Source organism: Streptomyces sp. NPDC001858, from assembly GCF_053594615.1.
This window is the reverse complement of the sequence record NZ_JBSFEV010000002.1, coordinates 1-17,427: the sequence shown is the minus strand read 5'-3', so window position 1 is coordinate 17,427 and position 17,427 is coordinate 1. Positions and strand designations below refer to the sequence as shown.

Sequence of the window (17,427 nt, the reverse complement as noted above, 5' to 3'; positions counted from 1 at the left end):
AGTGTCAGACCCACCCCCTATCGTGCGAGCCATGACGACCCCGCGCCCCGCCACCGAGCTCTCCGCAGACGAAGCCCGCCGCATCGCCCTACGGGCGCAGGGCTTCCTCGGCACGCCCGACCGCAAAGCCGGCGTCCGCGGCGTCCTGCGCCACCTCGGCGCCGTCCAGCTCGACACCATCTCCGTCCTCGCCCGCTCCCACGAGCTGATCCCCTACGCCCGCCTGGGCGCCGTCGGCCGCAAGACCGTCGAGAACTCCTACTGGCAGGACACGCACGCCTTCGAGTACTGGTCGCACGCCGCATGCATCCTCCCCATCGAGGAATGGCCCCACTTCGCCTTCCGCCGCCGCGCCTACCGCAACCGACCGCACTGGAACCACGACCTCCCGCACGGCACCTACGACCAGGTCGTCAAACAGCTCCGCGCCGAAGGCCCCCTCACCGCCACCGACCTGGGCGGAGCGAAGAAGACCAGCGAGTGGTGGGACTGGTCCGGCACCAAGGTCGCCGTGGAACGCGCGCTCATGTACGGCGAGGTGGTCTGCGTCGAGCGCCGCGGCTGGAAGCGCGTCTACGACCTCGCCGAACGCGCCGTACCCGCCGCCCTGCTGCACGACGAGCTGGACGACACCGAGTGCCTGCGCCGCCTCGTCCGCCTGGCCGGCCAGTCCCTCGGCGTCGGCACGCGCGCGGACATCGCCGACTACCACCGCCTCAAGGGCGAACAGGTCGACGCGGTGATCGCCGACTCGGGCCTGGTCCCGGTCACGGTCGAAGGCTGGGGCAAACCTGCCTGGGCCGACCCCACGGCCCTGGAGACGCCCCCGCGCGGCCGCCACCGCACCACGCTCCTGTCCCCCTTCGACTCCCTGGTCTGGGAACGAGCGCGCACCGAGCGGATCTTCGGCTTCACCCACCGCCTGGAGGCCTACGTCCCCAAGCCGAAGCGGGTGTACGGCTACTTCGCGATGCCGGTCCTGGCCGGCGGACGGCTCGTCGGCCGCGTGGACCCGGCCCGCGAGGGCCGCACCCTCGTCGCCAGACAGGTCACCCTGGACGGCCCCAAGGCGGTCCCGGCGGTCGCACAGGCCCTCCTGGAAGCCGCGACCTGGGTGGACTGCACGGACGTCCGCGTGGAGCGCGTGGACGCCCCGGACCTGCGCGAGCCCCTCACCCGCGAACTCGCCCGCGCACTGGCCTGACCGGACCCGCCGGGGCGAGCAGTCCCACTGGAGCGAGCGGGGCCGACGGGGCGAGCGGAGCCGGCGGGGCAAGCCGGCCCGCCGGGTCACTGGATCTCGAGGATCTTCTCCCGCATCGCGTACACCACCGCCTCCATCCTGGAGTGCAGCTGCAACTTCTCCAGGATGTTGCGCACATGGTTCTTCACGGTGTTCTCGGAGATGAACAACTCCTTGGCGATGTCACGGTTGTTCATCCCCGTGGCCACCAGCTTGAGCACCTCCAGCTCCCGGTCCGTCAGCCGCGGCGCGGGCACGAGCCGCCGCTCGTCCGTCCGCTGGATCATCGACTTGAACTCGGTGAGCAGCTTCGACGCCATGGAGGGGCTGATCTGCGACTGCCCGTCCGCGACCGCGCGGATCGCGGTGGCCACCTCGTCCGTGGAGATCTCCTTGAGGAGATAGCCGGTCGCGCCCGCCTTGATCGCCTCGTAGAGGTCGGCCTCCTCATCGCTGATCGTCAACATGATGATCTTCGCGCTGGGGGCCACCTCCTTGATGGAGGTGCACGCCTCGATACCGCCGCGCTTGGGCATCCGCACATCCATCAGCACGATGTCCGGCAGCAGGTCGGCCGCCTTGTCCACGGCCTCCGCGCCGTCCCCCGCCTCACCGACGACCTGGATGTCCTCCTCGGCCGCGAGCACGATCTCCAGTCCCCGGCGGAACAGGGCGTGGTCGTCCACGACAAGGACTCTGATCGGCTCCTTGCGTGCAGTGCCCCCGTCCGGGCCCATGCCGACGACGCCGTCGCCGGCGCCCTCGTCCCGCATCGGTCCGAAGCTGTCCGCCATCGTTCCTCCCCCTGAAGGCTGTGGCCTGGTCCTGAGCCATCGCCAACCCAAGGCAGCGGCCCACCGGTTGAACCGCCCTGCCATGATTCCATGCCCGACCGACAACGCGATGACAGAGCGATGTCCCAAGGGGTCGCACGAGGGTGCCCCTGGGGGCGCACAAGCGCTTCCAGGGGCACACCGCCGGCTGTCACCAGGGCAAGGTCTCAGCTGTCACCGGGCAGCGTCAGCCGCCCAGCGCACCACCCGCCTCGGGTGCGTGCGCCTGAGCCACCATCGGGTCGGTGTCGAGGTAGATCACGCCGTAGTCGTAGGCGTGCCGCCTGTAGACGACGCTGGGCTGCTTCGTCTCGGAGTCGACGAACAGGTAGAAGTCGTGTCCGACCAGTTCCATCTCGTAGAGGGCCTGGTCAAGGGTCATCGGGGCGGCCACGTGCGTCTTCTCGCGGACCACGAGGGGGCCGTCGCCCTGCACCTCGAGCGAGCCGATCTTCCTGGTCGGCACGCTGTCCGACTCACCGGCCGGGACGGGACGGCCGTTGCCGTTGAGCGTCGCCACGCCCGGAACGTGGTCGGGAACCTCTGCCGCGGAGAGCCTGCGGGCGCCGCGGCGCGTGTATCGCTTGTCGTGCTGCTTGCGCAGCTGGGCGTCCAGCTTCTCCGCCGCCAGGTCGAGTGCCGCGTACGGGTCGTTGGCCGCCGCTTCCGCCCGGATCACGGGGCCGCGGGAACGCAGAGTGATCTCCACTCGGTCACACCGGTCGGCCTGTCGGGGGTTGGGCTCCTTGGACACCTCGACGTCGAGGCTGATCACCTTGCCGTCGAGCTTCTGGATCTTCTCCAGATTCAGCTTCTCGGCCACGTGCTTGCGGAACCGCTCGGGCACCTCGGTCTTGCGGCCCTTGACGACGATGTCCACGCAGAACTCCGTTCCCGGATCACTCCGCTTCGACGGCGGAGCATCTCCCTTTTGCACCAGGCCCCGGTGAGCACCGGAACCGCTGACTCGGTGACTTCCACCTCCTCCTCCCCCATGGGCGAGATCTACACCCCAGGTGCCGCGGAAGATTACGAAAACCGCAGCACGGCATTCGGATATGAGAGGTGTGGCCTGCGGCTTTCCCTCACAACCGAACATATCTCGCCCGGACGGATGTCGTCACCCTCTACTGCCGCGTACCTCCATCCAGGTGAATTGGCCCTCTCATTACCTGCAACGACGCAAGTTCTCACTCAGTTCCGGTTTATTTCGAAAGACCCCGGCGCCGCCGCGACCACGGCCGCGCAGAGCACGTCACCGCCACCGCCCACGCGCGCCGACACCCCGCCCACGCCTCCCTCATCTGCTCCGTACGGTTCCACCGCCCGCTCCGCACGGCCTGCTCCGCCGTCCCGGTAATCTCCGTGATCTCCGTCTTCCCGAGTGACACCGCCGTACACAGCCGCTCCACCTCCACCTCCACCTCCGCCCCACGCCGCCCCCTGTTCCCCCCTCTCCCCACCTTCCACCTGTCCCACCCGTTCCGCTCGCCCAGCACGCCCAGCCCGCTGAACCCGCTCCGCCACAGTCGCCGACCGCACCGCGCGCGCCGCCTCCGCCAGCGAAGCGCCCGTGGTGACGAGGTCGTCGACGAGCACCACCGGAGCACCGCACAGCACCCGCGCGCCCCCGGGCACCACCCCGAGCGCGCCCACCAGGTTGTCGAGCCGCTGCCGGGAGTCGAGCCCCGCCTGATCGGCCACGGCCCGCCGCTGCCGCAGCACCGCGGCCACCCGCGCGGGCACCCCGGCCCGCCGCAGCTCACCGGCCGCCGCGAGCGCGATCCGCCGCGCCGGATCATGCCCACGCGCGCGTACGGCGGCGCGGGCGGACGGGACGGGGACGAGCAGTACGCCTCCGGGGGACTGGGGCCCCTCCCCCACCCCCACCCCCTCCCCCGCCTCCCTCACCCCCGCCCGCACCGCCCCCGCCAGCGCCTCGCCCAGCGGTCGTGCGAGCGCCAGCGCGCCGCGTTCCTTGTGGGCCAGCAGCACCGCCCGTACCTCGTCCGCGTACCGGGCCGCCGCGTGCACGGCGGGCAGCCCTGGCGGTTCCAGCACGGGCCGCACCCGGAACGGCACGGCCCCGCCCAGCGCCGCCCGGCACTGCGGGCAGAGCACCGTACGCGCGCTTCCGCAGCCTCCGCACGCGGCGGGCAGCACCAGGCCGGCGAGTTCCTGCCACCACCTGCGAACGCCTTCCACGTCGATCACTCTGCCAAGGTCCGAAGCGGCCTGCCACCCCTGTGGAAAACCGTCCGGAACTCCGGCCACACCCTGTGGAAAACTCGCGCGAAGGCACGCAGAAAGGTTCAGGCGGAAAGCAGTTCCAATGGACTGCGCCCTGGAATGCCGGGAACAGCCGGGAGCGCCGGAACAGCGACAGCCGGGAGAGAAAAGATCACCCCGGGTAAAACGCGACCGACGCGGTCTCCTTCAACGTCCGCCAGCCGCTCCCGCCGGGCAGCCACAGCAGTCCGTCCTTGGAGGTCGCGAAGAGCGGCGTGTCGCTGTCCTCGGAAGCGGCGATGCTCGTGACCTCGGTGAGGCCGGGCAGCGTGCCCGCCTCGGGGATCGAGCCGTCGCACTCCACGTACTGCACCTGCTGCACGCCGCCGGACTCGCGCCCGACCACCACCAGCCGGCTGTCCCCGGCCCACGACATGGCCGTGACCTGTTCCAACTCCGGTGTCGCCGAGCGCAGTTCCTGGACCGACACGGAGGCCGGCTCGCCGCTGCCCGCGCTGCGCTCGATCCGTCCGATCAGCAGGGACTGCTTGCCGCCCTTGTCCACGACGAGCGCGATCCGCACCCCGTCGGCGGCCACGCGCACGGCGTTGATACGGCCGTCCAGACCCGGCGTGAGCACCTCCAGCGGCTGGCCGCCGCCCTTCTCGAGCAGCAGCAGACGGGGGTCCTCGGGGTCGCGGTCGGCCACCCACAGGTTGCCCTGGGCGTCCCAGCTGGGGGTGGTGAGCCGGTCGGCCTCGGTCTTGCCCTTGCTCTGCAGCACGGGGTCGCCGATGGAACTGCCCGACACGGTGGAGGTGACGTAGAGCGTCTTGCCGTCGAGGGCGACTCCGGCGGCGCTGTGTTCGTCGCGGGCCACGGCGACCGAGCTGAGCTGCTTGGCGCCGTCGCCGAGCGCTCCGGGCACCGGGACGGCCTTGGCGTAGCCGGTGCTGCCGCCGCTCGAGATGCGGGCGAGGCGGTGCTGGCCGTCGATGAAGTACAGGAAGTCGGGGTCGGTCTCGGAGCCGCGCGCGGCGACGGCCGCGGCCCGTTCCTCGTTGACGGAGCACAGCTGTGTGCCGCCCGCGCGCAGCGCGACCTCGTCGACGGTGGGGGTCAGGCTCTGCAGGGAGAACAGCAGCTGGGCCGCCATCTCCTCGCACTTGCCGTGCCCGATGTCGGCGGCCTTGTCGTTCAGCGGCACGGTGAGCTTGTTCTGGTCGTCGGGCGTCAGCGAGGTGACGCCCTTGGGCAGTGCGGCTCCCGTCGGGAAGCCGGATCTGACGACGTGGCGGAGCCAGCTGGTGGGTCCGCTGAGCACGGACCGCACCACCTGCGTCATGGGGTCGACCCGTTCCCGCACGTAGACGGGGTCGGCGACGGCCATGGGCGGGCCGGAGTCGTCGGCCGCGGTGTTGGAGGCGAAGTAGTACTTGTTGACGGACACGAAGTTGCGCTGGAAGTCCGACTTGCCCATGACGACGCCCGGGGGGAGCGCGTCGATGCGCCACTGGTCGGTCTTCTTGTCGCGCGTGAGGTGGACCGTCTGCCCGTATCTGCCCGAGGCGGGCGTGTACGACTGCTGGGCGTCGACGGTGGCGACCCTGGTGCCGGTCAGGACGACCGAGTAGTCGTTGCCGTCCTCCCGGCTCCCGGCGGGTCCGACCTCGGCCGCCGGCCCGTCCGCCAGGACCGTCGTGGACCGTTCCGGCTCCCACTTCTGGGCGACTTTCCCGGTCAGGTACTGCCGGGCCGTCGAATAGCCCGGGTCGTCGCTGGTGAGCGCCTCGAGGAAGCCCTGGACGATCTCCGAGGGCGGTGCGTCGTCGCGAGGCGGCATCGCGAACACCCGTACCTGGGTGTCCTGGCGCTGGGTGGCTTCGACGTCGCGCAGATCCCCGCTGTCGGGCATCGAGGCGCACCCGGCCAGCAGTACGGCGCCGCCGGCGGCGTACGCCACCACACGCCCCGGCGTGCGCCGGGTTCCCCCCTCGCGCTGCTCAGCGCCCACGAAATGCCTCCCCATGCTCGTCCGCGCGCTGCGCCCCGGCGCCCGGCCGGTCCGCAGTCCCCCTCGGCGCCGGGTCACCCGCGCCGTCGATGTCGCCCGTGTCAGCGGTTCCCGCCCGCCCGGTCCGCGCCGGCTGCTGCGGGCGCTCGCCGTCTGCCGTCGTCCCGGCGGCGGGCGCCTCCTCCTGTCGTCGTACGCCGTTCGTGCCCGAGGCGGGCCGCGACACCACGCGCGCGCCGTTGCCGGGCAGCGCCGTCGGGTCGGCCGTGGGCGGGACGGCGGCGTTCCTGGGCGCGAGCGGGGTCCGGGCGGCCGAGAGCTGTTCGGCGGCGGGCTGCACCGGCACGGTCGCGCTCTTCTCGCCTCCGCCGCGCGGCAGACCGGCCTCGTCGAGGTCCCCGCGGTTGCGGCGGGAGTCCTTGGGCTCGAGCGGTATCGGTGAGCCCCGCAGCGGCTCGTCGGCGGTCCTGGGCAGCGTCAGCCGGAACTGCGAGCCGCCGCCGGGCTCTCCCCAGGCCTGCAGCCAGCCGCCGTGCAGTCGCGCGTCCTCCAGGGCGATGGACAGCCCCAGGCCGGTGCCGCCCGTGGTACGCGCGCGTGCCGGGTCGGCGCGCCAGAACCGGCTGAAGACGCGGGTGGCCTCGCCGGGCTTGAGCCCGACGCCGTAGTCGCGCACGGCGATGGCGACGGCCCCGCCGGCGGCGGCCAGTTTGACGATGACGTCCTTGCCCTCGCCGTGTTCCACGGCGTTGACCACGAGGTTGCGCAGCACCCGCTCCACCCGCCGGGCGTCGGCCTCGGCGACGACGGGCTGCTGGTCGCCGATGACGCGTACGTTCGTCCCCTTGCGTTCGGCGAGCGGCGCGGCCCCGCTGACGACCCGCCGCACGACCTCCCTGAGGTCGATCGGCTCGGCCTCCAGGGCGGCGGCGCCGGCGTCGAAGCGGCTGATCTCCAGCAGGTCGGCGAGGAGCGTCTCGAACCGGTCGAGCTGGTCGGCGAGCAGTTCCGCGGACCGCGCGGTGATGGGGTCGAAGTCGACCCGTGCGTCGTGGATGACGTCGGCGGCCATGCGGACGGTCGTCAGCGGCGTCCGCAGCTCGTGCGAGACGTCGGAGACGAACCGCCGCTGCATCCGCGACAGTTCCTCCAGTTGCTGGATCTTCAGCTGGAGGTTCTGCGCCATCTTGTTGAAGGCCTCGCCGAGGCGTGCGATGTCGTCCTCGCCGGTGATCTTCATCCGTTCCTGCAGCCGCCCTGCGGACAGCCGCTCGGCGATCCCGGCGGCCATCCGCACCGGGGTGACGACCTGCCGCACCACGAGCCAGGCGATGGCCCCGAGGAGTACGACGACGAAGAGCCCGGCGGTCGCCAGCGTCCCCTTGACCAGGCTCAGCGACTTCTCCTCCTGCGTGAGCGGGAAGAGGTAGTACAGCTCGTAGGTGTCGCCGTTGGGGTCGTTGACCTGCTTGCCGATGACGAGGGCCGGCTGGGAGTCCTTGTCGCTGAGGTAGATGATGCGGGAGTAGCTCTGGACCGCGCCGGTGCTGGTGTTGACGCGCGCGCGGAGGTTCTCCGGGACGCTCTTGTTGGGGTCGACGAACCCGGAGGCGCGCGGCCCGCGGCCGCCCTCGGTGTCGTCGCCGGGGGGCAGGGTGACCACGTCGAAGGCGCCCTGGCCGCCGCTGGACAGCGACAGCACGAGCTCGCTCATCCATTCGATGACGTTCTGCGAGCCGCGGCCGTTGGCCGGGGTTCCGTCGTCGGCGACGGCGCTGGCGGCCTCGTCGGCCTTCTGCTTGGCCACGGCGAACCCGCCGGTGGCCTGACTCTGGGACGCCTTGACCTTGGCGTCCAGCAGCCCGTTGCGGACCTGCCCGATGACGACGAAACCGAGCAGCAGGACGACGCCCAGCGACATCAGCAGCGTGGTGGCGACGACCTTGAGCTGGATGTTGCGCCGCCACAACCGCATCACGGGCAGCAGCGGCCGGCGCACCCAGCGCAGCAGCAGCCTCAGGACGGGGCTGCCCTGCACCCCGCCCTGCAGCAGTCCGCCTTCGAGGAGGCGTGCGAAGCGTGAACCCGGCTTCTTACGGCCGACAGGCCGCTCCGGACGGGCCCCGGACCGGCCGGGAGCCGAAGCGGCACTGTCCCCGGACATGTCAGCTGGGCCCTGCCTTGTATCCGACGCCACGTACGGTCACCACGATCTCGGGCCGCTCCGGGTCCTTCTCGACCTTGGAGCGCAGCCGCTGTACATGCACATTGACCAGGCGGGTGTCCGCCGCGTGCCGGTAGCCCCACACCTGTTCGAGGAGCACCTCGCGGGTGAACACCTGCCAGGGCTTGCGGGCGAGCGCGACCAGCAGGTCGAACTCCAACGGGGTCAGCGCGATCGACTGCCCGTCCCGCTTCACGGAGTGACCGGCCACATCGATGACCAGGTCGCCTATGGCGAGCTGCTCCGGCGCGGGCTCCTCCGACCTCCGCAGCCGCGCCCGGATCCGGGCGACCAGCTCCTTCGGCTTGAACGGCTTCACGATGTAGTCGTCGGCGCCGGACTCCAGCCCGACGACCACGTCCACCGTGTCGCTCTTGGCCGTGAGCATCACGATCGGCACTCCGGACTCCGCCCTGATCAGGCGGCACACCTCGATGCCGTCCCGGCCGGGCAGCATCAGGTCCAGCAGCACCAGATCGGGCTTCGCCTCACGGAACGCAGCCAGCGCCTTGTCGCCGTCGGCTACGAAAGACGGCTCAAAACCTTCACCACGCAGCACAATGCCGAGCATCTCGGCCAGTGCGGTGTCGTCGTCGACGACAAGGACTCGTCCCTTCATAAACGACATCATCCCATTCTCATAACGGTGAAGGACACGCAGGTGAGCAGGGTCACCGGCCTGTGACCATAGTCGTACTGGACCGTCACTGTCTGCCCCGGTCCCCCGACGTCGATGTCAGCGCCGAGGTCAGCACCGATCCCGGCGGCATATCTCGCTGCTGTGCGGCACCCTGCAGTGGTGGGATACGCCGTATGAGTGACCCGCTGCGCGACCGCATCCAGGAGTACTACGCCACCGTCCCCCTCCTCTTCTCCGACGCCGAGGACTTCGGCCCGCTGCGCCTGTTCGTCCGCAAGGAGCCGGGCGCCCCTTACTACGGCGGCCCGGGTCACGCCCAGCCCACCACGGAGGGCGCGGCCCGCGTCGGCGCCGCCGACATCGCCAGGGTGCGCGCCCGGCAGCGCGAGCTCGGCGTACCGGAAGCGTTCGAATGGCTGGCCGAGTCGGCACCTGAACTGCGCCCCCTCATCGAGGCCGCAGGCCTGAAGGTGCTGCGCCGCCCGCTGATGGCGATCCCACCGCACCACCCCCTCCCCCCACAGCCCCTCCCGGACGGCGTGACACTGCGCGCCCTGACCGAGGACGACCCCGTCCTGCCCGCCGCCCTCGCCCTCCCCCGCCTGGCCTTCGCCGAGGCCCCCGACCCCGCGACGGACCCGTCGGACCGCCCCTCGGACCGCACGAAGCTGTCGCGAATCGCCGCTGAGCTCACCGAGGACGGCACGGTGGCCACCGTGCGCCCCACACTCCGCGCCGGGCACAAGACACTCCTCGCCGCCCTCGCCCCGGACGGCACCCCCCTGGCCACCGGCCACTACCACCCGGCGACCGGCACCACGGAGATCGGCGGCGTCGGCACTCTCCCCTCCGCCCGCCGGCAGGGCCTGGCCGCCGCCCTGACCGCGGCCCTGGTCACCCACGCCCGCGCCCACGGCGTCGACACGATCTTCCTCGCCTACGCGCAGGACACCGTCGCCCGCATCTACGCCCGCCTGGGCTTCCGCCCCACAGGCACCACCCTCCTCATCGCCGACCAACCCGCCCGCTCATGACCCGAACCACCGCCCCGAACCACCGCCCCGGACCGCCGACGAACGCGCAGGGAGGCGCTCAGGTCCTGTCAGGTCCTGCCCAAGTCCTGGCGCGCCCTGCCGCACAGCCCGGCAAGCGCGCCGGCCGTGACGGGCGAGACCACGCCTTCCTCCGTGACGATCGCCGTGACCAACTCGGGCGGCGTCACGTCGAACGCCGGGTTGTACGCCTGAGTCCCCAGCGGCGCCACCGCCATCCCTCCTCCCGCTCCCGTGACCGGCGCCTGCGGCGCCATGACCTCCGTGACCTCGAACCCGGGACGCTGCTCCACCTCGATCAACGCCCCGTCCGGCGTCTGCGGATCCACCGTCGTCACCGGCGCCACCACGATGAACGGCACATGGTGGTACCGGGCGAGCACCGCGAGCGGATAACTCCCCACCTTGTTCGCCACCGATCCGTCGGCCGCGATCCGGTCCGCCCCGATCAGCACCGCGTCCACCTCCCCCGCCGCGAAGAGCGAGCCCGCCGCGTTGTCCGTGAGCAGGGTGTACGCCATGCCGTTGCGCGCCGCTTCGTACGCCGTGAGCCGGGCTCCCTGCAGCAGCGGACGCGTCTCGTCCACCCACAGCCGCCGAAGCCGCCCGGCCCGGTGCGCGGCGAGCGCCACCGCGAACGCCGTCCCCTCCCCGCCCGACACCAGCGCCCCGGTGTTGCAGTGCGTGAGGACCCGGTGCCCGCCGCCCGGCAGCAGCTCGTCGAGCAGCGCCAGCCCGTGCCCGGCCATCCGGACACTGGCCTCGGCGTCCTCCCGGTGCAGCTGCCGCGCGGCGGCCAGCGCGGCCCGCGCCCCCTGCCCCGGATCGCCGCCCTCGGCGAGCGCCGCCCGGTACGCGGCCCGGGCCCGGCGCACGCCGACGGACAGATTCACCGCGGTGGGCCGGGCGCCCGCCAGCGCGTTCGCGGCCTCGTCCACATCGAATCCGCGCGCGGCGGCGAGCGCGACGCCGTACGCCCCGGCGATCCCGAGCAGCGGCGCCCCGCGCACGGCGAGCGAGCGGATCGCCTCCACCAGCGCAGACGCATCCGTACACACCCGTTCGACTTCCTCGGCCGGCAGTCTCGTCTGGTCGAGAAGAACCAGTACGGGACCCTCGGGCGGCTCCTCCCAACGGATCGCGGGTATCCCGGTCGGCCGCTTGTCCTCGCCGGATTGCGCGTACTGATCAGCCATGTCGTCAGTCTGCCCCCGATCCGGCGGACAATTGAAGGAGTGCAGCCCATACCGCGGCCCATCCACCGGTGAGCCCCCCATGGCACGATGGCTCCCAACCTGCCGCCGCGACCGCGGACGGGCACCGTGAAGGAGCGACGATGAAAGACACTCCGGGCTGGGCATCGCCCGGATCCGCCCCGTCCGACGGACAGGAGCCCGGCGCGTCCCACCCCGCCGAGCCCGCCGACCGGCCCGCCGGCGCCCAGCCCGCGGACCAGCCCGGCGCGAACCCACAGAGCCCCGGCACGAAGTGGTCCAAGGAACAGCCGCCACCCGCCCAGTGGTCCGCGCCGACAGGCCCCCAGAACCCGGGCCAGTCCCCGCCGCCCCCTCCGCCGCCGGCCCCCGCCCAGGGCTGGGGCCCCTACCCGCCCGCAGGCCCGGGCGGCGGACACCCCGGCGGCCCCGCAGGCCCCGGGGGCTACGGCCCTCCCGGCGGCTACGGAGCCCCCGGCGGCTGGGGCGCCGGCTGGGGCGGTCCTCCGCCCGCGGCCAAGCCCGGCGTGATCCCGCTGCGGCCGCTCGGCGTGGGCGAGATCCTCGACGGCGCCGTCGCCACCATGCGCACCTACTGGCGCACGGTCCTGGGCATCTCGCTGACCGTCGCGGTCGTCACCGAGATCCTCGTCGTCCTGTTCCAGGGCCTGATCCTCAGCGGCACGGACACGACCGCCCTCGGCGACCCGAGCGCCACCGTCGACGAGCAGCTCAGCGCCATGGGCGACGCCATGCGCGCCTCCGGCCCCGTCCTCCTGATCACCCTCCTCGGCACCATCACGGCGACCGCCCTCCTCACCGCCGTCACCAGCCGCGCGGTGCTCGGCAAACCGGTCACCCTCGGGGAGGCCTGGCGCGACGCCCGCCCCCAGGTGCCCAAGCTGTTCGGCCTGATCTTCCTGCTGATGCTCATGGCCGCCGGCATCGCCCTCGCGTGTCTGCTGCCGGGCATCCTGGTGAGCGCCACCGGAAACGCCGACGCGGGTTCCGCCCTCAAGGCCTTCGGCGTCCTCGGCTCGGTCGTCGTCATCCTGTGGCTGCTGGTCCGCTTCTCCCTCGCCTCGCCCGCGCTGATGCTGGAGAAGCAGAGCATCAGGAAGGCGTTCAACCGCTCCGCGAAACTCAGCCGCGGCGCCTGGTGGCGCGTCTTCGGCATCCAACTGCTCGCCCTGATCATCGCGAACATCGTCGCCTTGATCATCGTCGTGCCGTTCGCCCTCCTCGGCGCCTCCCTCAGCGACGGAGGCGTCGGCAACATGGTCGAAGCCGGCGGCGACTACGGCTGGACCTACCTGATCGTCAGCGGCATCGGCTCCGTCATCGGCTCCATGATCACCTTCCCGATCGCGGCAGGCGTCATCGTGCTCCTCTACATCGACCAGCGCATCCGCCGCGAGGCCCTCGACCTCGACCTGGCCCGCGCCGCAGGCCTCCAGGACTACGGCTCCCCCGCACCCGGCACGACTCCGGGGAGCTGATGCGGTGAGCCTGACGGGGGGAGCACTCACCGCGGCACCACTCCCGGGCGGCCTGCCCGCAAGGGCGCTGCCCGGCATCGCCGACCGGGCCGTGGAAGCCCTGGCGCGGGCGGGCAACGGCACCATGCTGTCACTGGCCCGCTCGGGCGACGAACCGCCGCTCACCATCCCCCGCGACCCCGCGCGGGAGGCGGCCCGCCGCGAGCTGTCGAAGGACATGTACCACCAGAACGACCCCGGCCTCCTCCAGCGCGCCCTGGACACCCTCTGGGACTGGATCGGCGGCCTCCTCGGCACCGCCTCGACGGCCACCCCCGGTGGCACACTCGGCCTACTGGTCGTCATCCTCGCCGCCGTAGCCGTCGTCGCGGCCCTGTGGTGGCGCCTGGGCACCCCGCGCCGCGCCCCCTCCTCCACCACCGCCCTGTTCGACGACCGTCCCCGCAGCGCCGCCGAACACCGCGCCGCCGCCGAGGCACACGCCGCCCAAGGCCACTGGAACCAGGCCGTCCAGGAACGCATGCGCGCCATCGTCCGCTCCCTGGAGGAACGCACCCTCCTCGACGCCCGCCCCGGCCGCACCGCCGACGAGGCCGCCGCCGAAGCCGGCCGCACCCTGCCCGCCCACACCGACCGACTCCGCGCCGCCGCCCGCGACTTCGACGACGTCACATACGGCGGCCGCCAAGCAACCGAACCGTCGTACGGACGCATCGCCGAACTCGACCTCGACCTGGAACGCACCAAACCCCGACTCACGGCGAGCAGCACCCACACCGCGGCCCACCCCGCCCGCCAGGGAGCCGCCGAATGACGACCGAGGTCACGCTCCCGTCCACCTCGGCCTCGCCCACCGCCCGCCGGCTGTGGACCCGCGCGCGAGGACTCGCCCTCGCCTTCGTGCTCCTCCTGACCGCGGCCGTCACCCTCGCCGCACTCCGGTCCGACGCCCGCCACGGCGCCCTCGACCCCCGCTCCCCCGACCCCTACGGCAGCCGCGCCGCCGCCGCACTCCTCGCCGACCGTGGCGTGTCCACCCGCGTGGTCACCACCCTGACCGCGGCCCGCGCCGCAGCCGGCCCCGACACCACTCTCCTGATCGCCGCCCCCGATCTCCTGACGAAACATCAACAACGGGAGCTGCGCTCGTCGATCGCGGGCTCCGGCGGCCGCACTCTCCTCGTCGCCCCCGGCAGCTGGTCCGTGAGCACCCTCGCCCCCGGCGTGAGCGCCGACCCTGCCAACAGCCGCGGCGCCGCACTCTCCCCCGACTGCGCACTGCCCGCCGCCCGCCGCGCCGGCACCGCCGAAACCGGCGGCATCCGCTACACCACCCGCCACCGCGCCGCCGACCAGTGCTACCCCAGCGAGCGCCTGGCCACCCTGCTGCGCATCCCGGACCCCACCGGCGACGGCGACACCATCGTCCTCGGCGCGCCCGACATCCTCTACAACAAGCGCCTCGACAAGCAGGGCAACGCCTCGCTCGCCCTCCAACTCCTCGGCTCCCGCACCCATCTCGTCTGGTACCTCCCCTCGCTCTCCGACACCTCAGCGACCGACCCGGACGACGAAAAAAGCTTCTTCGACCTACTCCCTTCCGGCTGGCTCTGGGGCACACTGCAGCTCTTCATCGCGGCAGCCCTCGCCGCCCTCTGGCGGGCACGCCGACTCGGCCCGCTCGTGCCCGAAAAACTCCCCGTGGCGATCCACGCCTCCGAAACCGTCGAAGGCCGCGCCCGTCTCTACCGCAAAGCGGACGCCCGCGACCGCGCGGCCGCCGCTCTTCGCTCCACCACCCGCACCCGCCTCGCCCCTCTCCTAGGCGTCCCCGTCACCCAGGCGCACGCGCCCGAGGCACTCGTCCCCACCCTGTCCGCCCACCTCCACGGCGACGGACAGTCCCTGCATTCCCTCCTCTTCGGCCCACCGCCCGGCGACGACGCGGCCCTGATCGCACTCGCCGACCAACTCGACGCCCTCGAAAGAGAGGTACGCCGTCCATGATGGACCCGACCACTGACAACGCCGGGAACACCGGGGACCCGGGCCGGGCCCGCGCCTCCCTGGAAGCCCTGCGCGCCGAGATCTCCAAGGCCGTGGTCGGCCAGGACCCCGCCGTGACCGGTCTCGTTGTCGCTCTCCTCTGCCGCGGACACGTTCTCCTCGAAGGAGTCCCCGGAGTGGCCAAAACGTTGCTCGTCCGCGCCCTCGCATCCGCACTCGAACTCGACACCAAGCGCATCCAGTTCACCCCCGACCTCATGCCGAGCGACATCACCGGCTCCCTCGTCTACGACGCCCGCACAGCCGAGTTCTCCTTCCAGCCCGGCCCGGTCTTCACCAACCTCCTCCTGGCCGACGAAATCAACCGCACCCCGCCGAAGACCCAGTCGTCCCTCCTCGAAGCCATGGAAGAACGCCAGGTCACCGTCGACGGCACCGCCCGCCCCCTCCCCGACCCGTTCCTGGTCGCCGCGACCCAGAACCCCGTCGAGTACGAGGGCACCTACCCCCTCCCCGAAGCCCAGCTGGACCGCTTCCTCCTCAAACTCACCATCCCCCTCCCCTCCCGCCAGGAGGAGATCGACGTCCTCACCCGCCACGCCGAAGGCTTCAACCCACGCGACCTGCGCGCCGCCGGCGTACGCCCCGTAGCAGGCCCCGCCGACCTCGAAGCCGCCCGCGCAGCCGTCGCCAAGACGACGATCTCCCCCGAGATCACGGCCTACGTCGTCGACATCTGCCGCGCCACCCGAGAATCACCGTCCCTCACCCTGGGCGTCTCCCCCCGCGGCGCAACCGCACTCCTGGCCACAGCCCGCGCCTGGGCATGGCTGACCGGCCGCGACTACGTCATCCCCGACGACGTCAAAGCCCTCGCGCTCCCCACCCTCCGCCACCGCGTGCAGCTCCGCCCGGAAGCCGAGATGGAAGGCGTGACCGCCGACTCCGTCATCAACGCGATCCTCGCCCACGTCCCCGTCCCCCGCTGATGGCACTCACCGGACGCACCGCACTCATCGCCGCCCTCGGCTCCCTCCCCATCGGCATCTGGGACCCCAGCTGGACCGGCATCCTCGCCGTCAACGCTCCCCTCGCCGTCGCCTGTGCCTGCGACTTCGCCCTGGCAGCCCCCGTACGCCGACTCGGCCTGACCCGCTCCGGCGACACCACCGCCCGCCTCGGCGACCCGGCGGACATCACCCTCACCATCACCAACCCGTCCGGCCGCCCCCTGCGCGCCCACCTCCGCGACGCCTGGCCCCCCAGCAGCTGGCAACCAGGCACGGAGACAGAAGCCTCCCGCCACCGTCTGACGGTCCCGCCCGGCGAACGCCGCCGCATCACCACCCGCCTGCGCCCCACCCGCCGAGGCGACCACCACACCGACCGCGTCACGATCCGCTCCTTCGGCCCCCTCGGCCTCTTCTCCCGCCAAGGCACCCACAAAGTCCCCTGGACCGTACGCGTCCTGCCCCCGTTCACCAGCCGCAAGCACCTCCCGTCGAAACTGGCCCGCCTGCGCGAACTGGACGGCCGCACCAGCGTCCTGACCCGCGGCGAGGGCACAGAATTCGACAGCCTGCGCGAATACGTTCCCGGCGACGACACCCGTTCGATCGACTGGCGAGCCACCGCCCGCCACTCGACGGTCGCTGTCCGCACCTGGCGCCCCGAACGCGACCGCCACATCCTCCTAATCCTCGACACCGGCCGCACCTCCGCAGGACGCGTCGACGACGCCCCTCGCCTCGACGCCTCCATGGACGCCGCACTGCTCCTCGCAGCCCTGGCATCCCGAGCCGGCGACCGCGTCGACCTCCTGGCCTACGACCGCCGAGTACGCGCCCTGGTCCAGGGCCGAACCGCACGCGACGTGCTTCCGTCCCTGGTCAACGCCATGGCAACCCTCGAACCCGAACTCGTCGAAACGAACGCCCGTGGCCTCACCGCCGCAGCCCTCCGCACGGCCCCCCGCCGCTCCCTCATCGTCCTACTGACCACACTCGACGCCGCCCCGGTCCAAGAAGGCCTCCTCCCCGTCCTCCCCCAGCTCACCCAACGCCATACGATCCTGGTGGCATCGGTCGCCGATCCTCACATCGCCCGCATGGCCACCTCACGCGGCAACGTCGAAGCGGTGTACGAGGCCGCAGCAGCCGCCCAGGCCCAGACCGAACGCCACCGCACAGCCGAACAACTCCGCCGCCACGGCGTCACCGTCGTCGACGCCATGCCGGAGGAACTCCCCCCGGCATTGGCAGACGCCTATCTGGCACTGAAAGCAGCCGGCCGCCTGTAACGCAAAACGGGCTCCCCCTAGGAGAGCCCGTCAATTCAACGTCGGAACACAGAAAACCCCCGTACCGAATTAACGGTACGGGGGTTTTCTATAATATTTGTTCGGCGGTGTCCTACTCTCCCACAGGGTCCCCCCTGCAGTACCATCGGCGCTGTAAGGCTTAGCTTCCGGGT

14 protein-coding genes and 1 rRNA gene are annotated in these 17,427 nt (G+C 72.0%); 7 read left to right on the top strand and 8 right to left on the bottom strand.

Going from position 1 to position 17,427, the window contains the following annotated elements:
- Positions 1-31 precede the first annotated feature (31 nt).
- The gene (locus tag ACWCPF_RS02640; protein ID WP_451043136.1) at positions 32-1,204 is read left to right on the top strand and encodes a winged helix-turn-helix domain-containing protein; all 1,173 of its coding nucleotides are present in this window, start codon (positions 32-34) and stop codon (positions 1,202-1,204) included.
- 86 nt (positions 1,205-1,290) lie between these two features.
- Here ACWCPF_RS02640 and ACWCPF_RS02635 read toward each other — a convergent pair whose 3' ends face one another.
- The 6 genes from ACWCPF_RS02635 to mtrA form a co-directional block, all read right to left on the bottom strand.
- Positions 1,291-2,037, bottom strand: coding sequence for a response regulator transcription factor (locus ACWCPF_RS02635; protein WP_351919171.1), 747 nt, complete (start codon positions 2,035-2,037; stop codon positions 1,291-1,293).
- 226 nt (positions 2,038-2,263) lie between these two features.
- Positions 2,264-2,956, bottom strand: coding sequence for a ribosome hibernation-promoting factor, HPF/YfiA family (hpf, locus tag ACWCPF_RS02630; protein WP_450945561.1), 693 nt, complete (start codon positions 2,954-2,956; stop codon positions 2,264-2,266).
- Between the two features lie 314 nt (positions 2,957-3,270).
- On the bottom strand, positions 3,271-4,290 hold the full coding sequence (locus tag ACWCPF_RS02625) for a ComF family protein (protein ID WP_451043135.1): 1,020 nt from the start codon (positions 4,288-4,290) through the stop codon (positions 3,271-3,273).
- Between the two features lie 187 nt (positions 4,291-4,477).
- Entirely contained in the window at positions 4,478-6,319 is a 1,842-nt protein-coding gene (locus tag ACWCPF_RS02620) for an LpqB family beta-propeller domain-containing protein (RefSeq protein ID WP_451043134.1), read from the bottom strand.
- On the bottom strand, positions 6,309-8,483 hold the full coding sequence (gene mtrB, locus ACWCPF_RS02615) for an MtrAB system histidine kinase MtrB (protein WP_451043133.1): 2,175 nt from the start codon (positions 8,481-8,483) through the stop codon (positions 6,309-6,311). The genes ACWCPF_RS02620 and mtrB overlap by 11 nt, the downstream gene beginning before the upstream one ends.
- Before the next feature lies 1 nt (position 8,484).
- Complete coding sequence (mtrA, locus tag ACWCPF_RS02610; RefSeq protein ID WP_187283109.1) at positions 8,485-9,174, bottom strand: two-component system response regulator MtrA; 690 nt, start codon at positions 9,172-9,174, stop codon at positions 8,485-8,487.
- 182 nt (positions 9,175-9,356) lie between these two features.
- On the opposite strand from mtrA, the gene ACWCPF_RS02605 reads away from it, so the two are divergent.
- Positions 9,357-10,217, top strand: coding sequence for a GNAT family N-acetyltransferase (locus tag ACWCPF_RS02605; protein WP_451043132.1), 861 nt, complete (start codon positions 9,357-9,359; stop codon positions 10,215-10,217).
- A gap of 68 nt (positions 10,218-10,285) precedes the next feature.
- Here the strand turns inward: ACWCPF_RS02605 and mtnA are convergent, their stop codons facing one another.
- Positions 10,286-11,431: an S-methyl-5-thioribose-1-phosphate isomerase gene (gene mtnA / locus ACWCPF_RS02600; RefSeq protein ID WP_451043131.1), complete on the bottom strand. Its 1,146-nt coding sequence runs from the start codon at positions 11,429-11,431 to the stop codon at positions 10,286-10,288.
- Positions 11,432-11,571: 140 nt separating this feature from the next.
- Between mtnA and ACWCPF_RS02595 the strand changes: the two genes are divergently transcribed.
- The 5 genes from ACWCPF_RS02595 to ACWCPF_RS02575 are packed head-to-tail and all read left to right on the top strand — an operon-like array spanning position 11,572 to position 17,254.
- Positions 11,572-12,948, top strand: coding sequence for a hypothetical protein (locus tag ACWCPF_RS02595; protein WP_451043130.1), 1,377 nt, complete (start codon positions 11,572-11,574; stop codon positions 12,946-12,948).
- 4 nt (positions 12,949-12,952) lie between these two features.
- Positions 12,953-13,762: a DUF4129 domain-containing protein gene (locus ACWCPF_RS02590; RefSeq protein ID WP_451043129.1), complete on the top strand. Its 810-nt coding sequence runs from the start codon at positions 12,953-12,955 to the stop codon at positions 13,760-13,762.
- The gene (locus tag ACWCPF_RS02585) at positions 13,759-14,955 is read left to right on the top strand and encodes a DUF4350 domain-containing protein (protein ID WP_451043128.1); all 1,197 of its coding nucleotides are present in this window, start codon (positions 13,759-13,761) and stop codon (positions 14,953-14,955) included. The genes ACWCPF_RS02590 and ACWCPF_RS02585 overlap by 4 nt, the downstream gene beginning before the upstream one ends.
- A complete protein-coding gene (locus ACWCPF_RS02580) occupies positions 14,955-15,944 on the top strand; it encodes an AAA family ATPase (protein WP_451043127.1) in 990 nt (329 codons plus the stop codon). The genes ACWCPF_RS02585 and ACWCPF_RS02580 overlap by 1 nt, the downstream gene beginning before the upstream one ends.
- Positions 15,944-17,254 (top strand): DUF58 domain-containing protein, encoded by a 1,311-nt coding sequence (locus ACWCPF_RS02575; protein ID WP_451043126.1) that lies wholly within the window; start codon positions 15,944-15,946, stop codon positions 17,252-17,254. Before ACWCPF_RS02580 ends, ACWCPF_RS02575 begins: the two co-directional genes overlap by 1 nt.
- 99 nt (positions 17,255-17,353) lie before the next feature.
- On the opposite strand, the gene rrf is transcribed toward ACWCPF_RS02575, so the two are convergent.
- Positions 17,354-17,427 (bottom strand): 5S ribosomal RNA (rrf, locus tag ACWCPF_RS02570); the annotation flags it as partial.

Bases quoted from the DNA above. Each gene is read 5' to 3' on its own strand.
- ACWCPF_RS02585 (WP_451043128.1), top strand. From the start codon at position 13,759: ATGACGACCGAGGTCACGCTCCCGTCCACCTCGGCCTCGCCCACCGCC.
- ACWCPF_RS02580 (WP_451043127.1), top strand. From the start codon at position 14,955: ATGGACCCGACCACTGACAACGCCGGGAACACCGGGGACCCGGGCCGG.
- ACWCPF_RS02575 (WP_451043126.1), top strand. From the start codon at position 15,944: ATGGCACTCACCGGACGCACCGCACTCATCGCCGCCCTCGGCTCCCTC.
- mtrB (WP_451043133.1), bottom strand. From the start codon at position 8,483: ATGTCCGGGGACAGTGCCGCTTCGGCTCCCGGCCGGTCCGGGGCCCGT.
- ACWCPF_RS02605 (WP_451043132.1), top strand. From the start codon at position 9,357: ATGAGTGACCCGCTGCGCGACCGCATCCAGGAGTACTACGCCACCGTC.
- mtnA (WP_451043131.1), bottom strand. From the start codon at position 11,431: ATGGCTGATCAGTACGCGCAATCCGGCGAGGACAAGCGGCCGACCGGG.
- ACWCPF_RS02595 (WP_451043130.1), top strand. From the start codon at position 11,572: ATGAAAGACACTCCGGGCTGGGCATCGCCCGGATCCGCCCCGTCCGAC.
- ACWCPF_RS02640 (WP_451043136.1), top strand. From the start codon at position 32: ATGACGACCCCGCGCCCCGCCACCGAGCTCTCCGCAGACGAAGCCCGC.
- ACWCPF_RS02635 (WP_351919171.1), bottom strand. From the start codon at position 2,037: ATGGCGGACAGCTTCGGACCGATGCGGGACGAGGGCGCCGGCGACGGC.
- mtrA (WP_187283109.1), bottom strand. From the start codon at position 9,174: ATGATGTCGTTTATGAAGGGACGAGTCCTTGTCGTCGACGACGACACC.